This is a genomic window from Caulobacter sp. FWC2, assembly GCF_002742625.1.
Classification (GTDB): domain Bacteria; phylum Pseudomonadota; class Alphaproteobacteria; order Caulobacterales; family Caulobacteraceae; genus Caulobacter.
Genome location: NZ_PEBF01000001.1, coordinates 3087389 through 3106922 on the forward strand (window position 1 = coordinate 3087389; position 19534 = coordinate 3106922).

Annotated in this window: 22 protein-coding genes; 4 read left to right on the forward strand and 18 right to left on the reverse strand. The window is 66.9% G+C overall.

What is annotated here, in order from left to right; all coding sequences use genetic code 11:
* Positions 1–59 precede the first annotated feature (59 nt).
* From CSW62_RS14845 to CSW62_RS14855, 3 genes are all read right to left on the reverse strand, one after another.
* Entirely contained in the window at positions 60–284 is a 225-nt protein-coding gene (locus tag CSW62_RS14845; RefSeq protein WP_099579049.1) for a hypothetical protein, read from the reverse strand.
* Positions 285–352: 68 nt separating this feature from the next.
* Positions 353–1243 carry a 3'-5' exonuclease gene (locus CSW62_RS14850; protein WP_099579051.1) on the reverse strand — a complete coding sequence of 297 codons (891 nt, stop codon included), beginning with the start codon at positions 1241–1243 and terminating at the stop codon, positions 353–355.
* Between the two features lie 7 nt (positions 1244–1250).
* Positions 1251–1586, reverse strand: a complete 336-nt coding sequence (locus CSW62_RS14855) for an MmcQ/YjbR family DNA-binding protein (RefSeq protein ID WP_099579053.1) — start codon at positions 1584–1586, stop codon at positions 1251–1253.
* Positions 1587–1718: 132 nt separating this feature from the next.
* Here CSW62_RS14855 and CSW62_RS14860 point away from each other — a divergent pair, with 132 nt between their 5' ends.
* Positions 1719–2582, forward strand: coding sequence for a S1/P1 nuclease (locus CSW62_RS14860; RefSeq protein WP_099579055.1), 864 nt, complete (start codon positions 1719–1721; stop codon positions 2580–2582).
* Here the strand turns inward: CSW62_RS14860 and CSW62_RS14865 are convergent.
* The 6 genes from CSW62_RS14865 to CSW62_RS14890 form a co-directional block, all read right to left on the reverse strand.
* Positions 2579–3865 carry a YhcG family protein gene (locus CSW62_RS14865; protein WP_099579057.1) on the reverse strand — a complete coding sequence of 429 codons (1287 nt, stop codon included), beginning with the start codon at positions 3863–3865 and terminating at the stop codon, positions 2579–2581. The two genes, CSW62_RS14860 and CSW62_RS14865, sit on opposite strands and share 4 nt — an antisense overlap.
* 79 nt (positions 3866–3944) lie before the next feature.
* Positions 3945–5936: a relaxase/mobilization nuclease RlxS gene (gene rlxS / locus CSW62_RS14870; RefSeq protein WP_099579059.1), complete on the reverse strand. Its 1992-nt coding sequence runs from the start codon at positions 5934–5936 to the stop codon at positions 3945–3947.
* A 240-nt stretch (positions 5937–6176) separates the two neighbouring features.
* Positions 6177–6809, reverse strand: a complete 633-nt coding sequence (locus CSW62_RS14875; protein ID WP_099579061.1) for a lytic transglycosylase domain-containing protein — start codon at positions 6807–6809, stop codon at positions 6177–6179.
* Complete coding sequence (locus CSW62_RS14880; protein WP_099579063.1) at positions 6797–7318, reverse strand: S26 family signal peptidase; 522 nt, start codon at positions 7316–7318, stop codon at positions 6797–6799. Before CSW62_RS14880 ends, CSW62_RS14875 begins: the two co-directional genes overlap by 13 nt.
* On the reverse strand, positions 7311–7574 hold the full coding sequence (locus CSW62_RS14885; protein WP_199170608.1) for a helix-turn-helix domain-containing protein: 264 nt from the start codon (positions 7572–7574) through the stop codon (positions 7311–7313). Before CSW62_RS14885 ends, CSW62_RS14880 begins: the two co-directional genes overlap by 8 nt.
* 184 nt (positions 7575–7758) lie before the next feature.
* The gene (locus CSW62_RS14890; RefSeq protein ID WP_099579065.1) at positions 7759–8085 is read right to left on the reverse strand and encodes a DUF736 family protein; all 327 of its coding nucleotides are present in this window, start codon (positions 8083–8085) and stop codon (positions 7759–7761) included.
* Positions 8086–8512: 427 nt separating this feature from the next.
* Between CSW62_RS14890 and CSW62_RS26425 the strand changes: the two genes are divergently transcribed.
* Positions 8513–8659, forward strand: coding sequence for a hypothetical protein (locus CSW62_RS26425; protein WP_158235445.1), 147 nt, complete (start codon positions 8513–8515; stop codon positions 8657–8659).
* 180 nt (positions 8660–8839) lie between these two features.
* Here CSW62_RS26425 and CSW62_RS14895 read toward each other — a convergent pair whose 3' ends face one another.
* From CSW62_RS14895 to CSW62_RS14930, 8 genes are all read right to left on the reverse strand, one after another.
* Positions 8840–10666, reverse strand: coding sequence for a ParB N-terminal domain-containing protein (locus CSW62_RS14895; RefSeq protein ID WP_099579067.1), 1827 nt, complete (start codon positions 10664–10666; stop codon positions 8840–8842).
* 205 nt (positions 10667–10871) lie between these two features.
* Positions 10872–11234: a hypothetical protein gene (locus tag CSW62_RS14900; RefSeq protein ID WP_099579069.1), complete on the reverse strand. Its 363-nt coding sequence runs from the start codon at positions 11232–11234 to the stop codon at positions 10872–10874.
* On the reverse strand, positions 11231–11605 hold the full coding sequence (locus CSW62_RS14905; RefSeq protein ID WP_099579071.1) for a DUF2958 domain-containing protein: 375 nt from the start codon (positions 11603–11605) through the stop codon (positions 11231–11233). The genes CSW62_RS14900 and CSW62_RS14905 overlap by 4 nt, the downstream gene beginning before the upstream one ends.
* Complete coding sequence (locus CSW62_RS14910) at positions 11602–12636, reverse strand: ArdC family protein (protein ID WP_099579073.1); 1035 nt, start codon at positions 12634–12636, stop codon at positions 11602–11604. The genes CSW62_RS14905 and CSW62_RS14910 overlap by 4 nt, the downstream gene beginning before the upstream one ends.
* A gap of 350 nt (positions 12637–12986) precedes the next feature.
* Positions 12987–13808 (reverse strand): integrase, encoded by an 822-nt coding sequence (locus tag CSW62_RS14915; RefSeq protein ID WP_099579075.1) that lies wholly within the window; start codon positions 13806–13808, stop codon positions 12987–12989.
* On the reverse strand, positions 13801–14592 hold the full coding sequence (locus tag CSW62_RS14920) for a hypothetical protein (RefSeq protein WP_099579077.1): 792 nt from the start codon (positions 14590–14592) through the stop codon (positions 13801–13803). Before CSW62_RS14920 ends, CSW62_RS14915 begins: the two co-directional genes overlap by 8 nt.
* A complete protein-coding gene (locus CSW62_RS14925) occupies positions 14589–15101 on the reverse strand; it encodes a hypothetical protein (protein WP_099579079.1) in 513 nt (170 codons plus the stop codon). The genes CSW62_RS14920 and CSW62_RS14925 overlap by 4 nt, the downstream gene beginning before the upstream one ends.
* A gap of 96 nt (positions 15102–15197) precedes the next feature.
* Positions 15198–15644 carry a hypothetical protein gene (locus tag CSW62_RS14930; protein WP_143324406.1) on the reverse strand — a complete coding sequence of 149 codons (447 nt, stop codon included), beginning with the start codon at positions 15642–15644 and terminating at the stop codon, positions 15198–15200.
* Positions 15645–16013: 369 nt separating this feature from the next.
* Between CSW62_RS14930 and CSW62_RS14935 the strand changes: the two genes are divergently transcribed.
* Positions 16014–16631, forward strand: coding sequence for a hypothetical protein (locus CSW62_RS14935; protein WP_143324407.1), 618 nt, complete (start codon positions 16014–16016; stop codon positions 16629–16631).
* 127 nt (positions 16632–16758) lie between these two features.
* Here CSW62_RS14935 and CSW62_RS14940 read toward each other — a convergent pair whose 3' ends face one another.
* The gene (locus CSW62_RS14940) at positions 16759–17517 is read right to left on the reverse strand and encodes a DUF5677 domain-containing protein (RefSeq protein ID WP_099579085.1); all 759 of its coding nucleotides are present in this window, start codon (positions 17515–17517) and stop codon (positions 16759–16761) included.
* A gap of 321 nt (positions 17518–17838) precedes the next feature.
* Here CSW62_RS14940 and CSW62_RS14945 point away from each other — a divergent pair, with 321 nt between their 5' ends.
* Positions 17839–19335, forward strand: a complete 1497-nt coding sequence (locus tag CSW62_RS14945) for a hypothetical protein (protein WP_099579087.1) — start codon at positions 17839–17841, stop codon at positions 19333–19335.
* Positions 19336–19534 lie beyond the last annotated feature (199 nt).

Sequence of the window (19534 nt, forward strand, 5' to 3'; positions counted from 1 at the left end):
CATTGGCTTGGCCGCCGCTCTAGCGCCCCTGCTTGTTCGACACTGAGACCGTATCCGTCTTAGCGGATCGTCCAAGGCTTGACCGCCGCGACCATCAAGACCGCCGACACGAGATAGGCGCCAAACACGACAGGCGCGGGTCGGTCATGCAGAACGAGCTGGACCAAGCCTACGATCATCGCGGACGGCGCGATGGCGACGGCCAGACAGCCTAGCCACATCAGCGGCGTGAGCGCCCATTGCGGCAACCGAGCACCCTGCTCTTCATCGTCATACCAGCCCATGGCGCAGCCCTCCCAAGACCACAACCATAGCGACCAATGGTGAAGTCACAAACCCTGAGCGCAAGCGATCAGCAGCGGTCGGAGAACCGGTCGTAGGCGTCGATCTTGCGGATGAGCGGGTCTATGTCGCCGCCGTAGATCTCCTGACGCAGAAACAGCAGCTCGGCGTCCTTGTCGGCCTCAGCGACATCGACGTACCAACAGCGGGAAGGCACGGCGTCGTCGCCACTCCAGCGATAGCCTCGCGCCTTGAGCTTGTCCTTCATGGCGAAAGGCGAGTTCTCCGCCCAGATCCGCCAGCTTGACGTGCGCGCCTGCTCCAGGAGCCGCGCCAAGGCGGGCTGGCCGCTCTTGGGAAGATCGCGCGCCAGCAGCTCGATGGCCGCGGCGCAGTCGCTGGTGGCGCGATGGCGATCGTAGAAAAAACCCGCGCCGGCGGCGAGGTAGGCCAACTTGACGCCTTCGTGCCCTTCGCTCTTCCAGTCGATCTGGCTCATCGAACACGCCCATGGCTTGGTCTGGAAGACGGGGCTGAAGCGCTCCAGGAGACGGCGATCGAAGCTAGCGTTGTGAGCGATGACCAGCGCGGCGGGCGCGGCGAACGCCGCCACCGCTTCGGGATCGATGTCCTGCCCCTCGACCATGGCGTCGTCGATCCCGGTCAGGGCGGTGATCTCGGCGGGAATGGGCCGCGCGGGCTGGCGATAGCCGTGGAAGGGGTCCATCACCTCATAGACCCGCCCATCAAGACCGTAGCGGAACGGGATCATCGCCAGTTCGATGATCTCGTCACGGCGGGTGTCCAGTCCAGTCGTCTCGACGTCCACGAACAATCCGACCCGGACCTTTTCGCCTTCGGGAACTGGCAGAACCGGGCGTTCGCCGAGCTTGCGCAGGACCCGATACTGGCCGCTCGCCTCCAGGAGCGCGGCCATCGCGACAAGATCGGGCTCCGACATCGCCCGGTCAGCCGGTCTTGGCGACCGGGTGCTGCGGCGCCAGGGCATTTTGCCAGGCGGCGATCAGCACGCGCTTGGCTGCGGCCTCGCTGACGTCGCGCAGGTGCAGCAGCGTGACCCCCTTGCGCCCCCGTTCTCCCGGCTCAGGCGCGACGCCGGCCGAGGCCGAGATCAGGTCTCGCTGATCGGCGGGCGCCAGCTTGACCACGGCCCAGCCGGCTTCCGGCCATCCGACCGTGGCGAACGTCTTGCCGCTGACGGCGAAACGCACGGCGCCCAGAACGGTCTTGGCCTTGACCATGGCCAGTCCGCTGGCGATGGCGATGAAGGCGTCCGGCGTCATGATCGAGCTCTCCTCCGCCCTCGGATCGATGGCCGGACAAAACCATGAGTCGCCAAGCGCCCAAACGATTGGCCCTCTTGCTCGCCGGCGTCGACGCGCGCATGAGGCCAAGCTTAGATCCGAGGAATCGTCATGCGCTCGAAGCTCCTGGCCGCCGCCCTGATGACTGTCGCCGTCCTGCCTGGCTCGGCCTTGGCTTGGGGCCGCACGGGCCACGTCGTCGTCGCCGATATCGCCCGCGGCTACCTCACACCTAAGGCAGCTGCGGCCGTCGACGCCCTGCTGGCGGCCGACACAGACGCCCTGACCACGCCCGATCTCGGCGCACGCGCGTCCTGGGCCGACGCCTGGCGCAAGGACCACCGCCAGACCACCGAGTGGCATTTCGTCGACGTCGAGCTGGATCACCCCGACTTGCCCGCTGCCTGCTTTGGTTTTCCCGCCAGCGAAACACCGGCCAGCGCGGGACCCGAGAAGGACTGCGTGGTCGGCCGGCTGAACGCCTTCGAGGCCGAACTGGCCGACCCCAAAACCGACGCGGCTGAACGCCTGCTGGCCTTCAAGTTCGTGCTGCATTTCGTCGGCGACCTGCACCAGCCTCTGCACGCAGCCGACAACCAGGATCGCGGCGGCAATTGCGTGCCGCTCTCGCTGGGTGGGCCGCGCACGACCAACTTGCACAGCTATTGGGACACAGTCGCCGTCGAGGCCATCGAGGCCGACCCCGAGAAGCTGGCGGCCAAGCTCGCCGCCCAAATCACGCCGGCCGAGCGCAAGGCTTGGGAAAAGGGCGACGCCAAGACTTGGGCCATAGAGAGCTTCGCCCTGGCGAAGTCCACCGTCTACACGATCGGCTCCAAGCCGGGCTGCGCCAGCGACACCGCGCCGCTTCCTCTGCCCGCTGGTTACGACCAGACCGCAGAGGCCGCCGTCGCGCTCCAGCTGAAGAAAGCCGGCGTACGCTTGGCCCTGGAGCTCAACCGCGCGCTAGGCTAGCCGCGCGAAGACAGCTTGCGGATCCGGGTTAGGAAGGCCTCGGCCGACGCCTGGGCGTCTTCGACCTGAGCCTCATCAATGTCGACGCCATGGGCGGCGCGGTTCATCGATCCCAGAGCTTCGGAAATCGCGCGCCGGTCTTCGGTAGGCAGGTCGGCGTCTCCGATCTCGTTCAGCATCGCGACGATCGACAGCGGTCGTGCGCCGCCGCCGAGGATGCGGCGCAGTTCCTTTTCGATCTCGATCCGCAGATGCACCAGGCGCATCGCGGCTGGGAGCTGGCGTGACAGGTCATCGAGCGTCGGCAGGGCGTCCTCCAGCGGCGCGGGGAGCGCGGTCGAGACGGTATAGGTCGCCACGCCCATCGGCTTGGCGCTGTCGCGCAAGGCGTACTCGACGATCGTCTCATTGCGCGTCTGGCACAGGATGATGCCAATCGATGGCTGATCGGTCGGGTGGCGCAGTTGGTCGTCCACGGCGGAGAGATAGAAATTCATCTTGCCCGCGAATTCGGGCTTGAAGGCCTCGACCTTCAGCTCGATCACCACGAAACAGCGCAGGCGCAGGTGATAGAACAGCAGGTCCAGGCGGTAATCCTGATCGCCGACCTCCAGCGGATACTGACTGCCCACGAAGGCGAAGCCCTTGCCCAGTTCCAGGATCAGCTGGCGCAACTGCTCCAGCAGGCCTCGTTCCAGGTCGCGTTCCTGCATGTCCGGGGTCATGGCCAGGAAGTCGAAGGCGTAGGGATCCTTGATCAGCGCCTTGGCCAGCTCCGATTGCGGTGCCGGCAAGGTGGCGTCAAAATTGGTCTGGGCCTGCCCCTGGCGTCGGAAGAGGTCGGTCTGGATCTGGTGGGTAAGGACATTGCGGCTCCACCCCTGATCGACGGCCTGGCGAACGTAGAACCGCCGCTCATCGTCGCTGCGCGCGCCAAGCAGGGCAATGTGGTGGCCCCAGGGCAATTTGGCAGCGACCTGCTGCACAAATTCTGGGTCGGGATAGGCGCTCGCGAAATCGCGCATGTAGCGCAGATTGCGCGGCGACAGTCCGGTCATCTCCGGGAAGGCGGCCTGCAGATCCGCCGCAAGCTGGGTGATGATCTTCGCCCCCCAGCCCGCGCGGCGCTCGCGCTCGGCGATGTCGTGGCCGATCGACCAGTAGAGGCCAATCAGTTCCTGGTTCACCGCCACGGCGGCGCTGAGGCGCGCCGAACGGACGCGGGTTTTCAGGGCGTCGAGAAAGGCCCCGTAGTCCTCGGGTCGGACGATCAGATCGGCCATGTCTCGAACCTTCCTTGTCCGTCTTCGTCAGACCCAGGCGCCTTGCTGCGCGACTCCCCGCGCCGGTGCAAGCCGCGCATCACGACACCGAAGGGCCAGAGCGCCCGCGCCCGAGCGTCCAGTTGATCCCCTCCCCGCGCAGCACCCCCGACACGGGTCGCCCCTCCTGTCCCTCAAGCACCGGCTTCCACGGAACCAGCGTGAAATCCCGACTGCGCTCGATCACGGCGAACCGTCCGCTGGCCAGATCCACGCGGCGGCGCAGGACGCCCTCAACCCGCTGACCGGGCCGCGCCTCGGAAAACGCCAACCCCGTCTCGCGCGCCAGGCCCTCGGCGGCGGCGATCAGGTCGCGCCGCTGGAGCTGGGTCAGAAGCCTCGCGCGGTAGATGAACTGGTCCTGCTCCTGTCGGGCCAGGCCTTGGTCGATCAGCCACTGGCGGCGCAGCGCCAGAGCACGGCGCGCCTCGGCCCCGAAACCCGCGTCGCGCAGGGGTTCGGGCGCGTCACTGACGAGTTCGCGGTCCAGCCAGGTGACGCCGGCCGCGCCCACCTGCTGCTCGATCGGTTGACCGCTGAGGGTCGTGACCACGACTGGGGCGGTTTCGGCCTGCCTCCTTTCGTAGGCGGCCGCCTGCTCGACGTGATCGGCGCCAATGATCCAGGTCCCATCGTCCTGGCGTTGGACCGCCGCCCGCCCGCGCCGAAGCGCCTCCAGCCTCCGGACATGGGCTTGCGCGAACCCAGCCGAGGCGGTGGGGTCGGCGCTCAAATGCAGGTCGACGCTGTAGCGCCCGTCATGGGCCTGCGCGATCTGCGCCACCGTGTGATCGACAGCGCGCGCCTGCGCCGCTCGCGGCTCGATCCGAACAACGGCGCCGAGGGGAATCGGCTCGGTCGCCAGGCTGCGCCCGATCTCCACATAGTGAGCGCGGCCATCCACGCCGTCGACAACGAGATAGTGGCGGTCCTTCAGCTCGTCGGAGAGGCCACGCGCCACCAGCCGGCCGATCAGCGGTCGCGCGCCCGTAGCGCTGGCCTCATAAACCACCTGGTCGATCTGGGCGCGCTCCACGCCACCTTCCCTCAAGGCTCGATAGAGAGTCTTCTGGATGTCGCCGCGCTCGCCCATGCGCCGGAGCGTGTCCTCCAGCCCATCGGCCAGGCGCCAGCGGGTCGGCTCGCCCTCCTGGGCCAGGCCCAGACGCGCCAGGGTCTGCAGACGTCCGGCTCGCAGGCTGTAGAGCCTCGGATCGACATGGCGGGGAGAGACCAGACCGTCCTCGGCGACATCGCGCAGCAGACCTCGGTCCAGACTCGTCAGGCGCTCCTGGCCGACCTCGCGCCGGAGCCGGTCCTCGATCTCCAGGTCGCTGCGGGGGCCAAGGTCCAGGAACACCAGTTCGGCGGCGCGCTCGCGCAGGCCGTGGGTGAGGTATTCCTTGGCGATGACCAGATCCTCGCCCTGGTCGTTGCGACCGCGCACGATGATGTGGGTGTGAGGATGGCCGGTGTTGTGGTGATCGACCGCCACCCAGTCCAGCTTGGAGTCGAGGTCCGCCTCCATGCGCGCCATCAGTCGCCGGGTCAGGGACTTCAGATCCTCGTACTCGGCGCCGTCCTCGGGCGAAACGATGAACCGAAATTGCCGGGCGTCGTCGCCGGCTTCGGCGCGGTCGACAAAGGCCCGACCGTCTGCTTGATCGGTGTCGGGTCCATAGAGCGTTCCGGGCAGACCTTCGCGGGTGACGCCGTCACGCTGGACATAGCGCATGTGGGCGCGGGCCGCGGCGATGCCCTTGCCCGTCAGCCTGGGGATCGAGAACTTCACGATCACCCGGCGCGAGCGGTAGGCCGACAGGTTGTCGCGCGCCGCCAGGACGCGGCCCACGCCCGCGCCCTTGCCGATCCGCGCGCCGGTGAACTTGACCTGGCGCGGCGCCTTGCCGAACCGGCCGGCGCTGGCCAGCATGGCCGAACGCAACACCCGCGAAAGGTAGGTCTTCGCCTTGGTCGATCCCAAGGCCCGGAGCCGGCCCAGGCGCGGCTCGAAGTCGTCGTCATGCACCATGGCCAACCTCCGCGCCGTCGTATGGCCGAGGCGGCGGGCCTTGAAAATGGCGCTACGAAAAGCCCTGGCCCACCAACACCTTAGCGCAGACATGGCGCCAACACGGTGACCATGGCGCCACAACACCACCGCAAAAACCGATGTGCAGACAATGGCTTACGACGACATCTCGAAGTGATGGCGCCGTAGCTTTCATCTTGCCTTCCCTTTCTTTCCTTCCTTTCCACAGTCAAGCTTCCGTCACCTGCCCTCATCGCCCATCTCCGCCTTGGTCCCGACCGGCGCGAACAGCCCGCCCGGAGGCGCGGCCGCCGCGCTGGGGACCCCCTCGGCCTCTGTGGGATTCAGCCGGAAGAACAGCAGCGTCCCAGACAGAACGGCGGGCGGCAGGTTGGTCGATCCAGGCGTTCGAGCCAGGGCGGCGAAATAGGCCTGGGTCTCCGCCGGAAGCGGCGCGCCGGTCCGTAGATGCGCCTCGAACCGGGCCGGTCCAGCGTTGTAGGCGCCGAACAGACCGGGGTATCCGAACCGGGCGCGCATGGCCGATAGATAGGCCGTTCCCGCCAGGATATTGTCGCGCGGTTCGTAGGGATCCAGGCCAAGACCATGGGTCCTGGCGAGGTCCAGGTAGGTCTCCGGCATCAGCTGCATGAGCCCCATCGCTCCGGCGCGCGAGGTGATCGGCCTGCCGTGCAAATGGGTCCTCCCCCCGCTTTCGGCGGCGATCACCGCCTCTATCCAAGCCTGCGGGACATCGAAACGGCGAGACGCTTCGAGGATCCACGGCCGCCATTGGGCGATGCGGACGGACGGGCTCGCCGGTGCCTCCGAGACGCTGGCGGGCACGGGCGGCGGGGCGGTCACCGCAGCCATAGCGGGGTCGCCTTTCCGATGATCGCGCCCTTCCCGACCGGCCCGAAATAGCGGCTGTCGAAGGAGTCCGGAGCGCTATTGAGCAGCATCACCTGGCCGGGCGAGAGGCGCAGGCAACCCCGCCACCAGGGCAGTTTTCGGCCCCGGCGATCGGCGAGGCGCCGCACGGCGACGCGCCGTTCGTTGACGGTGACGACCTCGCCCTGGGCACAAACCGTGTCGCCCGAGACAGCGGCGATGGTCTTGATCATCGGCACGTTGGCCGGGAGGTAATGGCGCTGCGCGGCGAGGCGGCGCGCCTCGGGCGGCGGCTCGACCAGGACGCTGTCGCCCACGGAGATCGCCGCGCCGGGGATGATCCGCCACAGGCCGATGGGCGCGCTGGCGCTGGCGTTCCAGACCAAGCGCGGGACCGGATCGAGCATCAGCGGCGCGGCGAGCCCGGCCAGGGCGAGCCCGATCGCGGCGGCCAGGCCCTGGCCGCGTGGGGTGAGCACGCGACTAAACATGGCGCGGCTCCGGGGGCGTCCGGTGGTCTTGATCCTGAGCCGATCGTTCGCCCCGGGACCAAGCGTCCAGGTCATCGATGTGATACCGGATGAAGCGTCCGTGGCGGCGGCTGACCGGCCCCGCGCCGTGCCCGCGCATGTCTTCGAGGGTCCGCTGGGCCAGCCCCAGATAGTGGGCGGCCTGGGCGGTGTTGAGGAAAGGGCTGCCCTTGCGGGCGCGCGCGGCCCGCAGGTTCGCGTCGTCTTGTTCCATCATCGCCGTACTCCCGATTTTTCGTGGGCGCGGCGGTGGTTGAAAGGGGCTTGGCCGCGCTGGAGCGAGCAAACCCCGAGGAACGCGAGGCCGGGACGAACGCAAACGTCCTCCTCGTTTTCGTTCCCCCTTTCTGTCCTGGGGCGGGCGGTGGCCCCCGCGCCGGGTGGCGCGGGGGCGGGGCCGATCAGTCTTCGGCGTTCCAGATCAGGGCGAAGACGTCGTCGTCGTCCTGGCCGGCGGCGCGGCCCAGATTGACCTTGTAGGTGCGTGGCCCGATGTCGGGGTGGCACAGGCTCAGGCCGACATAGGGCTGGTGGGTGGTCTGGTTGATATTGTTCCAGCCGGCGCCGACCTCGACCCCGGCGCAGGTGACGCGGTAGTCGGGATAGGCGGCCGAGGTCTTGTCCCGGACGGGCACGACGTCGATGTCGGCGCGGATGTTGAGGGTGCGCAGGTGGCCCTTGAAGGCGCCGGTTTCCGTGCGGGTGACGAAGCCGAGAACTGCGGTCATGGGGGTGGTCCTTCTAGTGGTTCGTCGGGGCCGATCCCCGGCGACAGGCGCCCCGTGATGGGCGGCCCGGCCCGCCTTGACCCGAGCGACGAACTTTTTTGAAGCGAAGCGGCGCGAGGAGCCGCGCCCTCTTGCTTGGGCGCGGCGGGGAAAAAAGTTCGGCGCGACGGTTCAAGGCGGGCCGGGACGCCCATAGGGTCTTAGCCATTGTCGGGGATCGTGCGCTGAGGGATCACTGGAAGGACCGCCGCCATGGCCGCCTTCTCGGCTTCGTCACCCGCACGGAAACCCCGCGCCTTCAAGGGCCGCCTGCGTCAGGCGAAAGAGCCCGCCGACATCGATGTCGGGCTCGTCCGGGACAAGACCTCCCCGCCTATCCCGACCCGCGCCGCCTGCGCCGGGGTCGAGGTCGGGGCCGGTTGGAGCGGTGTCGGCCAGCCCCCACCAGTCCTTTGTCGGCCTGAGCCTGCGCCATCCCGACATCGGTCCGCGCGCCTTCAAGGCCGGTCTGGGTCGCGCCGCCGATCGGGACGATGACGACGTCTTCGGCCTGATCTGGAACGCCGAAGACTGATCGGCCCCGCCTCGCGCCGCCCGGCGCGGGGGCCACCGCCCGCCCACATCCCCTGTCGCCAGACCCCGGCGAAAGCCTGACGGCCTGGCCTCTTGCGCGGCGCTGCTCACGCCCCGCGCGTCACGACGAAAAGCCCCCGGATCCGAGGATCCGGGGGCGAAGCTGGAGACAGGCGCCGGTCTATTCGGCCGCGAGGATGGCCGGGTTAGGGTTGGCGGTCAGGGCCACGGCCGGGGTCGGGACATCGGCCGGGGTCGGAAGGCGCACCCCGCGCAGCAGGGGCGCGACCGCCTTGCTCCGCTGGGCGGTGGCGAACGGCCTGCGGGTGTAGGCTCCGGCCGGGAAGGTCAGCCATTTGGGGGTCCAGCGGGCAGCCTTTGGCCGGTCGTTGGTCCCGTCCAGGAAGTCGCGCAGGATGGCCTTCTGGGTCTTGACCTTTTCGGTCAGATTGCCGTCCGCGACCTTCTTGCCACCGACCTCCTTGAGCATCGCGTTGACCGCTTCGCGGTCGCGCATCAACTCGAAGAAGGCCTCATCGGGCGTCCAGACCGCGCCGACATCCACCTTCAGGAAGGTCCCCGCCGTCTCGACCTCGGCGCTCCCGGCGGCCACCGTTTCGCCGATGACCACGGCGGCGACCGCCAAGACGTCGGCGTCGGGCAAGGACAGCAGCTTGGCGAAGACGCCCGCCGCGCCGCCCTCCCGCCGCTGGCCGACCAGATCGTGCTCGGGGTCGGCGCCCAACAGAACGCAGGCGGCCTTACGCTTGGCCAGAAAGCGCGCCTCGGCGGGACTGGCCTCCGCGCTCTGGGCCACCGCATCGGACCCCGCGCGGCGCGCGTCGGGGGCGACCCGCCATAGGGGACTTCCGGCCACGGCGTGGGCGACCAGGAGCCGCAAGGCCACGCCGGGATGGTCCGTCAGCACCGCCCGCACGGCCGAATGGCGGTGCAGGTCGATATAGGTCTGTTGGGTGCTGGTGACCTCGGCGCGATCCGTCGAGGGCGCGCCCTCGCCGCCCTCGGCGCGCGCCGCCTTGGCGGCGGCGGCCTGGGCGCGTTTGGCCTCCTTGGCGGCCAGGAACCCTTCATGAAGGGTGACCTCGCCGCGATGGCTGACCGACACATAAACCTTGCCGCCCTTGGCCTTGCTGACGCGCTCATGCTTCCAGCTGTCGAACGAGCGTCCGGTCTCCAGCACCTCCACGGCGGCCCAGCCCTCGGCGAGCAAGGCCTCGCGCTTGGCCGCCAGGGCCGCGTTCTGGTGGGTCCAGAACAGGCCCGGATCGGTAAAATAGCTGTCCTCGCCGAAGAGGTCGGCGATGATCGCGCCGGGATAGTCGTCCAGGCTGAACAGGGCGTGCTGGGTCGGGATCGAAGCGCCGCCAAACAGCCAATTCTTGAGGCCCTGCCCCAGCGGAGTGGGCTGATCGGGGTCGTCGTAGATCGCCAGCCAGTCCTTTTGCTGGGTCTTGGTGGCCAGGGTCAACAGGCGGATCGCGCCACTATTGATCTTCTCGGCCCGATAGAGCTTGCGAAGGCGCGGCAGGAGATTGCCCAGGGCCAGGGTCCGGTTCACCACGGCCTCGGTCATGTCGAAGGTGACGGCGATTTCCTGGGGCGTGCGTCCTTCCTTGATCAGCTTGGCGAAGGTCTCCCAGGTCGAGACCTCGTCGGGAGGCAGGCGCTGGAGGTTCTCGATCAGCGAGGCCTCGATGGCGGCCGCGTCGTCGCCGGGATCGAGGATGCAAATCGGCACGGGGTCGATTTCGACCCCGGCGGCGATCTCTTCCTGGGCCGCCGTCAGGCGGCGCGCCCCGGCCACGACCTCGAAATGACCGGGGACGATGACGCCGTCGGCGAACCTTTCCAGGACGAGCATGGGGAACAACACCCCACGCTGGCCGATGGAAGGCCGGATGTCGGAGACATCGGGCTTGGGCCTTCCATAGTGCATGTTCAGCCGCGAAATCGTCATGTTGCGGGGATCGGCAAAACCAAGTCTCATGGCAAACGCTCCTGTTTTTCAGGGGTGGAACCGACCCCGCGCTGGATGCTGTCCAGGCAGGCGCGGGGTCGGGGATGCGCCGGGATTGGCGCGGTCATCCGGCGTCGGGGCTGGCCCCGGCGCGCGGAATTTCGGGATCGGGATCGTGCGGCCACGGGCCGAACCGGAAGGCCAGGACCGGCCGCCCTTGGGCGTCAGTCTCGCGCTAGCCGGGGTCGGAGCCCTCGACGGCTAAGTCGGTGATCAGGACGCGGCACGGCGCCCCGGAAAACACCACTTCATGGATGGCGCCGCCTTCCATGACGATGTGAACTAGGTCGGTCTCGCCGCCCTCGGTGAACAGCGGCGGCACGGGCAAGGCCGACGCACCGTCTCGCCAAGGATCACTCCGTCCAACCGCGATGGCGTCAACGAACGTGGGGCCGACATGGTCCAGCGAGCACCAGTCTTCACAATCGTTGGCCCTGATGATCGCGGCTTGGCAGGCGGCATCGACGTTGTCGGCCTCCACCTGAACGAGGTGGGCGTAGTAGCCCGCATAACCGCACTGCACGGTGAAGAGGGTCATGACGCACCCCCTTCGCGACGGGCGATGACTCTCAGCAAGGTCTCGGCGGCGGCGATGGACCCGGTGCGCCGGGCGGCGGCGGTCCAGACCGACAACGGCAGGCCGGTGCTGAAATTGAGGTCGCGCTCGATGGTCAGGCCGAACGGCAGGCGCACGGCCTCGATCTCGGCGAGGCTGAACGACCCAAGTTCCGGCTCGCCCAGGTCGGCGAGCCCGAACAGGGTGTCGCCGTCCTCGTCCATCTCGGTGACCAGCCAGCGGCCCGGCCCCAGAGGATTGAAGAACTTGACCACCGGGACGTGGTCGGTTTCCACGTCAACCGCGCCGTTGATCAGCAGCAGCGCGCGCAGAGTTGGGGGAACGAGGATCATGCGACCAGCTCCCGATCCTGGGCCGCGACCGAGACGCGATCAGCTGCGCACGGGGCGACGTCGGGCCTGAAGGCCAGCAGGAAGTCGGCGGCCTTGGAGGCCTGGGACGCGGCGCGGAAAATGGCGCGATTGTCTTCGCGCACCACCTCCAGCCACGACCCGATATAGTCGGCATGGCGCACGGTCGGGACGATGCCGAGACTGGCGCACAGGAACGCCGCGCCCATTTCAGCGACCAGTTCCTCGCGGGCATAGGCCTTGCCGCCGCGCACGCCGGACTGGTCGCGGTCCAGGCGAGAGCCGTGGCCCGTCCAGTGCGACAGCTCGTGGAAGGCGGTGCGGTAATAGTTGATCTGGTCGCGGAACGCCGGTTGCGGCGGGACCTGCACATAGTCGAGCGACGGCGAATAGAAGGCCATGTTTCCGCCGATGCGGAAGTCGGCGCCGGTGGCGGCGATCAGCGCCTCGGCGTGGGGAACAACCTCGCGCTCGGGCAAGGGGGCGGGCTCGGGATCGGCGCCGTCCAGGCCGTCGCATTGGGCCAGATTGAAGACGGTGAAGCGCTTGAGAAAGGCGACCTTGCCCGGCGCGTCGCCGTCGCGCGCGGCGCGCTCCTGCTCGGCGCGGGGCGTAAAGCGGTCGGCATAGACCACGGTCGTGCCGCGCTCGCCCTTGCGCACGCAGCCCCCGGCGGCCAGGGCCTGCCTGAAGGTCAGCCAGCCTTGCGACGGATAGCCGTGCTCGATGACGGCGCCCCACAGCAGGAGAATGTTGACGCCCGAATAGCGGCGCCCCGTGATCCCGTTGCGCGGCAGGGAGAGGGCCGCGCCCCCTGCCCTGCCCCAAGGCTGGACCCAGGGCAGGCGCCCGCCTTCCAGCTGGGCGATGACCTTGCGGGTGACCTCGTCATAGAGGCTGACTTCGCCTGACCCAGACCCCCGCCGGGAGGGCGTGGCGGAAGCGGGCGCGGCGGCGGCCGATGAGGCGCGAGCCTTGGCGGCGGACGTTCGGCGTTGACCGGTGGTGCGCATGAGGGTGCTCCTTCACCGCCCCAAAACCCCACATCCTTTCCCCGGAAAGGGGGGTGGGCGGCGAAGAAGCCGGTTAGGCCCGCCGCAAGGGGCGGCGGCACCCGAAGGGCCGGAACGCAGTGGAGGAGCCGGCCCCTTGGCCGGCTTGCCGCCGACCCTGGCGGGCCTATACCGGCGCGCCGCCCACCCCGCTTTCTGGGGAAGGCAAGCAAAAAAGCCATCGCGCGAAGCGCGATGACCGCTTGAGGCCCACGTCCTTGGCCTGCGGCGGTCGTGGGAGTGGAACGGCTAGGCGCAGCGACGATGGAGCGCCAAAAGCCGCCCTTATCTCCCCTCCAGAAACGAGACATTCAGATGTCAGGACGTCCGTCTGGCACCGAGGCGTCGAAATTCGCGATCGCCTCGATTTGCTCGACTACGAGCGCCTGAAACTTCTCGAAGGCCGCGTAACAGAGATCGCGTTCCTTCGACAGAAGATCGGCGATCTGCGCCAGTTGCAGCGGCTCGCGCCCGCCATAGCCGTAGGCGACAGAGCCATCCTTAGCCACGATACGACGCATCATCGCCGTTATGCCGACCAGGAAGCGGCTGGAGAAGCCGTGATTGTAGGCGTTGCGGAAATCGGCCGTGTCGGCCTTGAACGCCCTGCCGGCCAAGGGTTCGACCTTGAGCTTGAAGCCGCGGAACGCCTTCCAGCCCTGGCAGTGGGGATCGATGTCATTGAGGTAGAAGGCGCGCTTGTCGGGTAGAACATCGACCCAGCCTTCCATGTCCTTAGCGCGATTGGCCTGGTGGCACAGGGCGAGGGCGGCAAGCGTGAACCGGGACTTGATCGCGTAGGGCAGCCCCAGGGCCACCGTCCCAAGGTCATCGACAAATTCATGCGCGACCGCCAGCTTGTCATCGGCTGACAGAGGCTCGACCACGATGCTCCAGGCTCTTAGGCGCGCGACATGATGGGTCAGGCTGTTGATGATATTGGCCAGGTCGGTGGCGTACTCGTCCAGCTGGGTGGCGTAGACCATCCAAAGGCCGCTGAGCGGCTGGGGCAGTGACCACCAGCGATATGGCATCATCCGCCCGCCCTTCGGCGCGGCGTCCAGTTGCTTGCGAAATTCGCCATAGAGCCTGATCGCCAGCACCGACTGTTGCTGTTGCAGCTCGTCAGGCATGTCGTCGCGCCCAGTTGACCACCGACCACACCAAGTCCTCGACGGCCGCGCCGCCCGCGACGATGTTCTGGTGCGGTTCGATCTGATGGTAGGCCGCCAGGGGTGCGACACCGCTGACGAAGCCGGTCCGCCGCGCGATGATGTTCTTGGTGCGGCGGTTTTCTTGGCGATAGGTCAGCACTGCGCGGTGAGCCGGACCACTGGGGCTGCCGGGATGCAAGGCCTGAGGCGGCCCCGGCAGCAGCAGATGGGGATGGTGCGAGCGCAGCAAGGTCACGTCGTAGAGGCGCGCGACGAACGCGCGCATTTCGTCCAGGCTGCCGGCGGCGCCGACGTCCTTGCACTCGATGGCCACTCGAGGGCGACCGGTCGGCGTTCCGCCGGCCAAGCGCAGTTGCGCCCCGACGCTCTGAGGGACGATCGCCAGATCGATCTCGTGCTGAGCGTAGCTTCGCCCCTCGAACTGTATGCCGTTCCAGATTTCCCAGGCCGGGTATTGGCGCCAGCGAAAGCCAATGACGCTGGCGTTGTCAGGTCCCGCCCAAGCCGCGGCCACCCCGGTCGGCGCACCGCCGCGCTGAATGAAACGCCGGTAAGTGTCGGTCGGCTCGATGATCGATCCATCGGATCGCTGCAGCCAGACCGCGAAGCCCGCGTCCATGGGGCCACGCGCCACACTGCTCATCAGGAAGAGCTCGAAAATCCGGCCCGCGCCGTTGGCGTGTTGCAGCACCGTGGCCTGGCCGACGATCGCCTCCAGCGCATCGGAGATTTCCGGGATCATGTGATTTCGATTCCCGCCTCGCCGATGCGCCAGATGGCGATCGCCTGGCGCAGGTCAGCCAACGCCAGCCGCGCGGTATGGACCGCTTCTCGATCCGTCTTTCGTGCAACCTCATCGTCAATGACGACGGTCATTGGTCCAACATGCTGAACATCGGAGAAGCTTTTCAGTCGCTCGCGCCCGTGGCGGCAGACGTCCTCAAGATTGCCGATCGACGCATCCAGCTGGCCGAGCGCATCGTCCAGGCGCATGACGACGTAGTCCGCTGCCCACTTGATCTGATCTTCCAACGCGGTGGCTTTGACCGGCGTTTCGGCGGCACCCGATTCCCAACTTGCCCCCTCCTGCCCCGAGCGCACCACTGTCCGGGCCACGTCCAAGTTTTCTTCGCTTTCCAGAGGTTGCTCGCCACGCCGGATTCCTTCGATCAGTTCGAAGGCCAACCAGTCCAGGCCGCTGGCGGACAGGGTCTCAATCAGGTCCAGAAGTCTCGGGTCCAGCCCTAGCATTTGGTGTCCAGCTCCCCAGCGCGCCGGCCTCGCCGGATCGCCGACGCACGTTTTACGCTTCCAACATTAGACGGCTCGCCATCTTTTGCGAGGTCGTCAGTCGAGATTTGCCGTGAGTTTCGGTTCAGACAGCGTCGTCGCCGGGGGCTTGGCGATCTCGATGTAGCGGTTGGCGAAGCTGGCGATCAGCGCGCTGACAGCTCGTTGTTCGTCCTGCACCATGACGAACAGGTTGGGGCGACATTGGCTGCCCCACCAAAAATCAGCGTCCCCCCATGACAGGTCTCGAATGTCTGTCGCGGTGGAGTCGGCGATCTGCGACTTGGCGTGTTTGGTTCCGTTGGCGATGTGCCGCAAAGCTCCCCATTCAGGGAACACGGCTTTAAACGCTTCGTGTCCGGCCGGCGACCAGTCTCCGAGATCGTGCCAATCGCGGACGTGGCTGCAGAGCATCGCCGCGCCAAGCTCCAGGGCCATGATCGTCGAGACCTCCAGATCGGGGCGGCCGGCCAGGTCCAGAAGATCGAGCGCGGCCCTGGCCATGGTTCTGGGGTCGTTAAACATCAGCCCGCTGGTGGCGGCTTCCGCACCGCCCTCCCCCTAAAACTCCGGCCAGGCGCTTGACGGTCCGGGGCCACGCTCTCATCCTTCGATTCACGGACCGCAGTTCCAGACGAGTCGTCGGGTCAAACGCTGCTCTATTGAACCCTTCGCACCGCAGTCCTCATGACCACGGTTGCTGCATAATCGACGATCTGCAACCGGCCATAGAGGCCTGTTATGAACGTTACCCTAGATCTCGCCGCCCTTGAATCCGTCAAGGCGGATTTGCGCTCGGCGCTTCCCAAGATCCCATCGACCCAAAGGATTGAAGCCTTCGCTCGCGGCGCAGGCTTCAACGCCTACGCGGCCATGCGCGCCGCGCTCAGGGACGGCCCCGTCAGGGTGGTCCCGCATGACGAGGCGTTCGAGCGCTATCTCTCGGACCATGATCTGCACGCCAATGATCGCGCCTTGCGGCGAACCTTGGCGCGCGTCGGGCTGCGTCGGGCCATGGCGCATGATTCCATGCTGACCACGACGGGCTATGGGATTGCCTGGCAGCTCTACAAGACCAACGCCGAGGCGCGCGCTGCCTCCGTCCAGTTGCGCGCGGACCTCCTCGACGACTGGTCGGCCGATCAGTTCGAGTTGGCGAGCCTCTATCTTAGTCAACTGGAGCCGCGCAAATCCCTCAATCGCGACTACAGCACCTATAATCTCAAGCACCAAGCCGAGCGTCTCTCACGGGAACGCGGCATCGCCACCCACCTTGGCAACTATGTCTGCAACGGCGTCTTCATCGCCGCGGCGCTGTCGGCCGGGTTCCATGTGCGGCAGATTGATTGGAGTTCACTCAACGGCTTCATCAACGCCACCACGCGCAGCATCAAGGCCGCCCGTACCGGCCAATTGATCAACCGCTCGACCATGTCGGCGCTCTGGCGTCTGGTGACCGCGCCCGATCCAGAGGTCTCCGAGGCCGCCTAACCACGGCGGACCAAGTCGGATCGACCGCCTAACGAGCGCCCCCAAGTTCCGCAGCCCTGCGGCGTTGGGACTTGGGGATGCTTGAGCCAATTTGCGGCATCCACTTCACCCGGTTGAAGATGCTACGTTAGCCGCCGTCAGCTGGTGTCGAGACACCATTTGCCGCGCCATAACGGACGACTTCTGGCTTGAGCTTGGCCAACAGCGCATCGACCCGATCCAGGTGCTCCTGGCTCTCAATGATCGAGGCATGGGCGCGTAGCGTAGCCAGCATGGTGGGAAGCATCCACAACACCACGCGCCGACGATCGGCCTGCGCCGTTTCGGTGGCGGCGGATGGTTCCTCCTCGGCGTCGATGAAGGGCGTGTGGCGGCCGATGGAGACGCCCGTGATGTGTACGGCCACGCCCGATAACACCCGGTGGTAGGTATAGAGGTCGGCGACGTCGGCTTGTCGAGCAAGCACCTCAAGATCCAGTCGTTTGCCGGTGCTCTCCAGTTCCCGAGCCCACTCCGCAGCGATGATCTCCGAGAACCCGAACTGGGCCTTACGCATCATTCTCACCTGGCCGTTCATCGTGGCCGAGACGTCGTTGGTCAGATCGGCGATGAAATCGCCGCGCCTGGCATCCAAGTTGGCCAGGCAGATGGCGACCTCGATGCTGGATCTCAGAATGATCTCGCACTCGAGAATCTGGTCCGCCTGCCACAGTACCGTGAATGCTCGAAAATGGCTCGTCGCCCGCCAAAAGAGCGCCGTCGAAATGACTGCGGGGTCGTCGGCTACGCCCTGGACGTTGAGGCTAGCTTCACCCAAGTCGTTGCCGATTTCGGCGATCTCGGCGAGGGCCGCTTGAAAGGTTTCGTACGAAGTCGTGGTGGTCATGGTTTAGGAGGTCTTTTGACGAACTTGACGAATGAAGGCCGCGGCGGCGGTAAGTGGGTTCAGCAGCGCCATTTGCAGACATTGGTGTCACTCCAATCTCCGGACGTTCGGCCGACGGCTTCTATGCTTGGGTCGACGCCTTTGCGGCCGCCCTCCAATATCCGTTAAGCGTCGCGCCTAGCGGCAGCAATCGGAGCAAAAGACCTCTGCTGTGGGAGCGGTCAGAAAGCCGCTGGCTCGATGCAGCCGCACCAACGACAGATACCTCCGCAGCGGCAAGCGATCTCGCAAGGCGCGAAGAATCCAGGAAGACCAAATGACATGACCCCACAGGAAATAGCCGACGCCCAGATCCTTGCCGCGGCGATCAAGGTCGTGGTCCCGCCAGCGGAAGACCTCCCTCTGGATGGCGATGGCCTGTCGCGGCTGTTGCGGACAGCGGGCGTTGTTACCGGCGGGATCGATCCAGTTAGGGGCGCGGTAGTCGGCCTCACGGTCCCGGGGGTGCAAGCCTCGGAAGCGCTGGCCCGCAGTCTCCGAGACCGGCACGGGGACCTCGGCAAGCGGGCCGCCAACACCACGGTTGCCAACCTAATCCGCGGCTATGCTCTGAAGGCATGGTCCGCGCACGGCGGGCGCCTCACCGCCGCCGACTGCACGGCGCTCGAACAGGCGGTCCTCTCATGGCTGTCCGCCCAGGGGCAGACCCGCCGCCATTACGTCCCTTGCACCCTCTTCGCCTATCGGATCGAGAGCTTCCCGGTCGGCCCGGTTCGTTTCCACCACCTGCACGACATGCCGACAGCCAGCATGATCGGCACGCGGGAGGAATTTTGGCCCACCCCTCCCAAGCCCGTCTGGCGGGACCGGCTGCGGAACGCCTTCGCTATCCTCCGCGGAAAGGACCTCGCGGTGCCGCAAGCCGACACGTTCGGCCAAGTGCCGGGCGGCTTCTACTACCGGGACCTCGTCCGGCTCTGCCAAGAGCGCCATGCCTGGTGGATCGCCGAGGTAGAGGTGCCCGGCCGGGAGGAAGCGCAATCGGTCGTCACAGCGGACTTCGCGGCCAACATCGCCCTGGCGGCCCTGACCCTGGCTTTGCCGGGCGATGAACTCCGGACCATCGCTCGCGCCAGTGAACGCGCGCGGTCTGTGTGGCGTGTCGATGTCTGGACAGGCACCGAGACACACGGATCGCGAAACAGCAACCACGAGCCGGGTCGCACCCTGTCGCCCGACGTCATTGCCCGCGGCCTGCAGAGCCAGGCAAGGTTGCTGGAATCAATGGGACGCCGGCTCGAAAGCTACGTAGCGGGACGGGGTGCGCTGCCGAACCTCAACGAGAGCTGGTGCAACGCCGCTTACTGGTTCCACGAGGCGCTCCTTGAGAACGTCGAAGGCGTTGCGGTAGCGCAGTTCGAGACCGCCATGGAAGTGCTGTTCAGCACCGCCAGCACAAAGATCAGCACCGGGCGCTTGATGGAGGCAATGGCCGGGCTCCTCGGGATGGCGGAAGGGGACCCCATCGCACCGAACTCGCCCGTCACAGTGAAAACCTTCGTTTCCTCTATCGTCACAGCAAGGTCGCGGGTTCTTCACGGCACCTGGCCCACCCTGAGCGGCGAACTTCCGCTGAGCGTTCGCATCAGCGATGTGGAGACCCTCGCACGCACTCTTCTTACCGCTATGTCGCTTACCCTCGATGCCTACGAGGCGGCGGGCCGGACGGAGGACGACATAAGAGACTTCCTGGACTGGGCGACCGCACAACGAATCGCGGCGGCAGCAGCGTCGACAAGCCCTTCCGCTGAGCGTTGAAAGGACTCTTGCGGGTAGTACGTGGTCTCGCCGAGCGCCGACGCTCCAACCCTGCTCCGGGCTCGGGCCTTCACCTCCGCGCCATGAGCGGAAGTTGAGATACTCCCCCGAACGAGACCTTCGGGACCAGTTGGCGCCGGGAATTTGTCGTCTGTAGGGGCGCTAGAACGATCGACTATGCCTACGGGGCCACGCCCGA

What these genes read in the sequence shown, in the direction of transcription:
- CSW62_RS14850 (WP_099579051.1), bottom strand. Translation starts at nt 1,243, where the DNA reads ATGTCGGAGCCCGATCTTGTCGCGATGGCCGCGCTCCTGGAGGCGAGC.
- CSW62_RS14880 (WP_099579063.1), bottom strand. Translation starts at nt 7,318, where the DNA reads ATGTTTAGTCGCGTGCTCACCCCACGCGGCCAGGGCCTGGCCGCCGCG.
- CSW62_RS14865 (WP_099579057.1), bottom strand. Translation starts at nt 3,865, where the DNA reads ATGGCCGATCTGATCGTCCGACCCGAGGACTACGGGGCCTTTCTCGAC.
- CSW62_RS14845 (WP_099579049.1), bottom strand. Translation starts at nt 284, where the DNA reads ATGGGCTGGTATGACGATGAAGAGCAGGGTGCTCGGTTGCCGCAATGG.
- CSW62_RS14920 (WP_099579077.1), bottom strand. Translation starts at nt 14,592, where the DNA reads ATGATCCCGGAAATCTCCGATGCGCTGGAGGCGATCGTCGGCCAGGCC.
- CSW62_RS14945 (WP_099579087.1), top strand. Translation starts at nt 17,839, where the DNA reads ATGACCCCACAGGAAATAGCCGACGCCCAGATCCTTGCCGCGGCGATC.
- CSW62_RS14855 (WP_099579053.1), bottom strand. Translation starts at nt 1,586, where the DNA reads ATGACGCCGGACGCCTTCATCGCCATCGCCAGCGGACTGGCCATGGTC.
- rlxS (WP_099579059.1), bottom strand. Translation starts at nt 5,936, where the DNA reads ATGGTGCATGACGACGACTTCGAGCCGCGCCTGGGCCGGCTCCGGGCC.
- CSW62_RS14900 (WP_099579069.1), bottom strand. Translation starts at nt 11,234, where the DNA reads ATGACCCTCTTCACCGTGCAGTGCGGTTATGCGGGCTACTACGCCCAC.
- CSW62_RS14895 (WP_099579067.1), bottom strand. Translation starts at nt 10,666, where the DNA reads ATGAGACTTGGTTTTGCCGATCCCCGCAACATGACGATTTCGCGGCTG.
- CSW62_RS14910 (WP_099579073.1), bottom strand. Translation starts at nt 12,636, where the DNA reads ATGCGCACCACCGGTCAACGCCGAACGTCCGCCGCCAAGGCTCGCGCC.
- CSW62_RS14930 (WP_143324406.1), bottom strand. Translation starts at nt 15,644, where the DNA reads ATGGCCAGGGCCGCGCTCGATCTTCTGGACCTGGCCGGCCGCCCCGAT.
- CSW62_RS14885 (WP_199170608.1), bottom strand. Translation starts at nt 7,574, where the DNA reads ATGATGGAACAAGACGACGCGAACCTGCGGGCCGCGCGCGCCCGCAAG.
- CSW62_RS14905 (WP_099579071.1), bottom strand. Translation starts at nt 11,605, where the DNA reads ATGATCCTCGTTCCCCCAACTCTGCGCGCGCTGCTGCTGATCAACGGC.
- CSW62_RS14935 (WP_143324407.1), top strand. Translation starts at nt 16,014, where the DNA reads ATGCGCGCCGCGCTCAGGGACGGCCCCGTCAGGGTGGTCCCGCATGAC.
- CSW62_RS14860 (WP_099579055.1), top strand. Translation starts at nt 1,719, where the DNA reads ATGCGCTCGAAGCTCCTGGCCGCCGCCCTGATGACTGTCGCCGTCCTG.
- CSW62_RS14875 (WP_099579061.1), bottom strand. Translation starts at nt 6,809, where the DNA reads ATGGCTGCGGTGACCGCCCCGCCGCCCGTGCCCGCCAGCGTCTCGGAG.
- CSW62_RS14915 (WP_099579075.1), bottom strand. Translation starts at nt 13,808, where the DNA reads ATGCCTGACGAGCTGCAACAGCAACAGTCGGTGCTGGCGATCAGGCTC.
- CSW62_RS14940 (WP_099579085.1), bottom strand. Translation starts at nt 17,517, where the DNA reads ATGACCACCACGACTTCGTACGAAACCTTTCAAGCGGCCCTCGCCGAG.
- CSW62_RS14890 (WP_099579065.1), bottom strand. Translation starts at nt 8,085, where the DNA reads ATGACCGCAGTTCTCGGCTTCGTCACCCGCACGGAAACCGGCGCCTTC.
- CSW62_RS14925 (WP_099579079.1), bottom strand. Translation starts at nt 15,101, where the DNA reads ATGCTAGGGCTGGACCCGAGACTTCTGGACCTGATTGAGACCCTGTCC.